3 protein-coding genes are annotated in these 3,715 nt (G+C 67.2%); 2 read left to right on the forward strand and 1 reads right to left on the reverse strand.

Annotated elements, in window-relative coordinates:
- The first annotated feature begins 603 nt into the window (after positions 1–603).
- Positions 604–2,451, forward strand: coding sequence for a hypothetical protein (locus tag G3I40_RS11805; RefSeq protein WP_164302115.1), 1,848 nt, complete (start codon positions 604–606; stop codon positions 2,449–2,451).
- A gap of 227 nt (positions 2,452–2,678) precedes the next feature.
- Here G3I40_RS11805 and G3I40_RS11810 read toward each other — a convergent pair whose 3' ends face one another.
- On the reverse strand, positions 2,679–3,080 hold the full coding sequence (locus G3I40_RS11810; RefSeq protein WP_164302116.1) for a DUF6527 family protein: 402 nt from the start codon (positions 3,078–3,080) through the stop codon (positions 2,679–2,681).
- Between the two features lie 146 nt (positions 3,081–3,226).
- On the opposite strand from G3I40_RS11810, the gene G3I40_RS11815 reads away from it, so the two are divergent.
- Positions 3,227–3,715: transposase family protein (locus G3I40_RS11815; RefSeq protein ID WP_343244901.1), on the forward strand; the 489-nt coding region annotated here is incomplete at its 3' end.

Here is a 3,715-nt window from a genome sequence, read left to right on the forward strand (position 1 = left end):
GCCCCGACCCCAGGGACGTCGCCGTCCGCCGTCACCGCAGCCGACACACAGGCCACGAACGAACCAGCAACCGAGCAGCGATCACAGTGACAGCCTCCATGACGTCAACTACCGCCCCACACAGGGCAGTTCACGTCACGCCCGTGACAGACGCGACGAATGAGACGCTAAGGCCGACACTCCGACAAGAGTCCCCGCGATCACTTGGACGAGTGACAAATCCCCGTTCCACTCACCACGCCACACCCCCATGCGCTACAGAGCACAACCCAAAGGAGATCCGGCGAACACACCACCAGCCAATCCGGACTCACACCACCACCAAACCCGGAACACCACCACCAACACCAACCACCCGAAACACCCGACGACCAGCACAAAAAAGCCCCCGCCTCAATGGCGAGGGAACTCGGACACCCCAGTGCCACCTTCCCCGATCCTCACATGTGCGTCAAAGTTGAGTGCCGGGTAGCTTATGGGCTGGTGTCCCACCTGTTGCGACCTGTCTGTCGGGCTGTGGCCGATGCTGCCCGAGCGCGTCACCTGTTTCGATGGGGGCTCGTTTCCACGGGGAGAGTTGCGCAGCCGAGGCGAGGAGCATCCATGGGTCCGTCGTTCGTCATCGAAAGACTTGAGTTCCGGCGGGACGGTGTCTGGTACGCCCACTACTTCAAGCGAATGGTGACCTTCCTGGTCGGGCACTCGAACGCGGGCAAATCCACTGCCCTCGAGGCCCTGCTGTACCCGCTGGGCCTGACGAACGCGACGGTGATGCCGGAGGTGCGTGCCTGCCAGCTGGTCCGGTTGGTTTTCCGGGTCGCCGGGACGCGCTGGCAGGCGACCCGCAGCGGGCCGGATCCGCGGGCGCGCATCCTGCTGAAGAACCTCGATGCGCCGGACGGGTTCGAGCACGCGCTGCCCGTCAACTCGGCGAGGTCCGGGGAGAGGACAGCGGGCATGTTCGTTCAGGACCTGCTGGGTCTGCCGACCGCGGCCCGTGGAACGACCCATATCGGGCTGGACGACTTCTACAGCACCGTGATCGCGCTGCGGCAGACCACGATCGCCTCCGAATTCCTCGGCGGAGGAAAGGAAACCGCCCGGGTATTGGCTCTGGAGGTGGTCCTGGGCCTGTGGGACGAGAGCCTCGCAGGCCTGGAGAAGAACGCCTCCGAGGCAGAGACCCGTCACCGGGCGGCGCGGTCCGCATTGAGCCAGTTCAAGAAGCTCCGCGACACCGGCGCGCTGGCTGACCCGGACGGTGTGCGTGCCGAGCAAGAGCAAAAGCAGCGGGAGCACCGGGCAGCGGCGGAGCGCTGGCAGAGCGCCTCGGCCGAGTTGACGACTGCGGTCGGCGAACACGGGCGGCTCATTGCCCTGCACAAGGCCGCGGAACAGCAGCGCCGGAAGACGGCCCGGCAGGCCGAGGCAGCGCGCGGAAAGCTGAGCAGCGCCGCAGCCGACCATGCACGTGCGGAGGGCACGCTCGCCACTCTGCTGCAGCCGTCGTCGCAGAAGTGCATCGAGTGCGAGCAGGATCTTCCCGAGCGGGCTCCGGGGCTGTGCCGGTCGTGCGGACAGAAGCATGCGGGAAGTGAGAACCGGCGCGAGCAGCAGATCGCCGCGGCCCGGGCCAAAGTGGAGCAGCTGCGGCTGAAGCTGAAGGGACTGCAGGACATCGCGCAGGCCACGGCCGAGGCGGCAGAGAGGGATGAGGAGGCGGCGGCCGCCGCGCTCGCAGCGCGTGACGCCTATGACGAGTGGCACCTGGCCTCCGCCCGCAAGAAGGCGCAGCAGGCGGAGAAGGACGCCCATGGCCTGGGCCGGGACGTCGCCCAGCTCAAGCGGCGGCTGGACGACGCCGACTACATCCACGCCCAGGAGAAGGTGGTCGAGACTGCCCGGGAGGAGATGGCCGCCGCCCAGGCTGCCCGGGATGCCGCGAAAACCCTCCTGGATGTGCGGCGCAAGGAGATCACGGGCCGCTGGTCCGAGTTCTTCCTGGCCAGGTTGCAGCAGATCAGGCCGGCCGTCGAGACCGCGCACATCGACCCGCAGGACTTCACCACGCGAGTGAAGGAGCGCGGCGAGGGCGACAAGACGTTCGCGGAGAGTTCGGTGGCGGGCAGCCCCAAGGTAGCCACGAATGTCGCGATGCTGCTGGCGCTGCGTGATCTCGGCCGGATGGGCCCTGCGGTCCTGGTCCCGCCGCTGCTGATCATCGACTCGCCGCTGGCTGGGCTGGGGTCCACCGGCGTGGACCACGACACGAGTCTGCGCCTGATCGACACGCTGATCTCCATCGCCGACGACTCCTCGGCCGACGGCTACGCCTGCCAGGTCATCGCCGCCACCAACGACCCGCTCCCCCTCCCCTACCCTGGCGTGCGGGAGATTCTTCTCGACGAGGAGCACCGGTTCTTCGACCACGCTCCCGCGCACACCGGCTGACTGCAGCCCACCAGCCGGGCCGAGAAGCAAGCCCTGTGGTGGCAGGTCCTCTAGGACCTGCCCGAGTGTGGAATGCCCGTCCGGAGCAGGGCTGCCACATTCCCCCGAACTCCGCGCATGTCTCTTCTCGTGCTTGCCTGGCATGCGGTGGAGCGGCTGGTGGCCATCGGGGTGACGGCTCGGGCTCCTTGTCCCTGAACCACCCCGCCCTGCGGCCCAGGCGGGGTCTACGAGCGCCACCACGTCAGGAGGCGGCGCAGCCTGGACCTCGGCCTTGGCCTGTGTTCTTCGGCGGTTTGGGCGAGCAGGCGGTGGTCGCGGTCCCGGTTCTGGGTGATTTCTGCCGTTGAGTAGCGGCGGCTCCATCGCACGCGGCCGTCATGGATCCAGTAGTGCGACTGGCATGGCAAGGACCAGTTGCCGACCGAAGGGGCGAGGGACACGTTCTCGCCGTCGTAGGTCAGGGTCCACTGCGCTGGAGAGAGTGGCGTGACGACCTCGTGGCCGCATCCGCAGCAGCAAAGGTGACCGCAGGTGCGGTAGGCGATCGAGATGTACAGCGCCCCTGCGTCCATCGTTGAGGGAAAGGTCTCGGTGAAGACTGGCCGCAGGGTGTGTTGTGCGGTCATCGCAGGTTCTCGTTGGCGATCTCGTTAGTGATCAGTGAGGCTTTGCCAACTTGCGCTGCGAGGCGGGCTGTTGAGCTGACACGTGGGTGAAGCCCCTGGTAGACGGGTTCACGACCAAGATTCCCTCGCCCGACCAGAGGCTTCGTGTGCTTGTCTACCCGTGTGGCCTGGACGTGTCCAGTCGTTCCCTGCGTTTCCTCGCTGACCGTCTTCGTGCGCATCGCCGCCGGATCGGGAGCCGTTGGCGCCGGCTGACGGCCGGCAAGCAGGCCCTGCTGACGCTGGCGCACCTTCGGAACGCAACAACGTATGCCCAGCTCGCGGCGGGATTCCGGGTCGGGACGAGTACGGTCTACCGCTACGTGACCGAGGCCGTCGACCTGCTGGCCACACTCGCACCGACGCTCGCGCAGGCAGTCCGGGCGGCGTCGATGAAGGCGTACGTGCTGCTCGACGGGACACTCTTGGCCATCGACCGGATCGCCGCCGACCGCCCGTTCTACTCGGGGAAGCACCACAAGCACGGCATAAACGTGCAGGTCATCGCGGGTCCGTTCGGTGAACTGCTGTGGGCTTCGCCGGCATTACCTGGCGCAGTCCACGATGTGCGCGCGGCCCGTGAACACGGCATCGTC

The organism is Streptomyces sp. SID14478, assembly GCF_010548525.1.
In the GTDB taxonomy this organism is placed as follows: domain Bacteria; phylum Actinomycetota; class Actinomycetes; order Streptomycetales; family Streptomycetaceae; genus Streptomyces.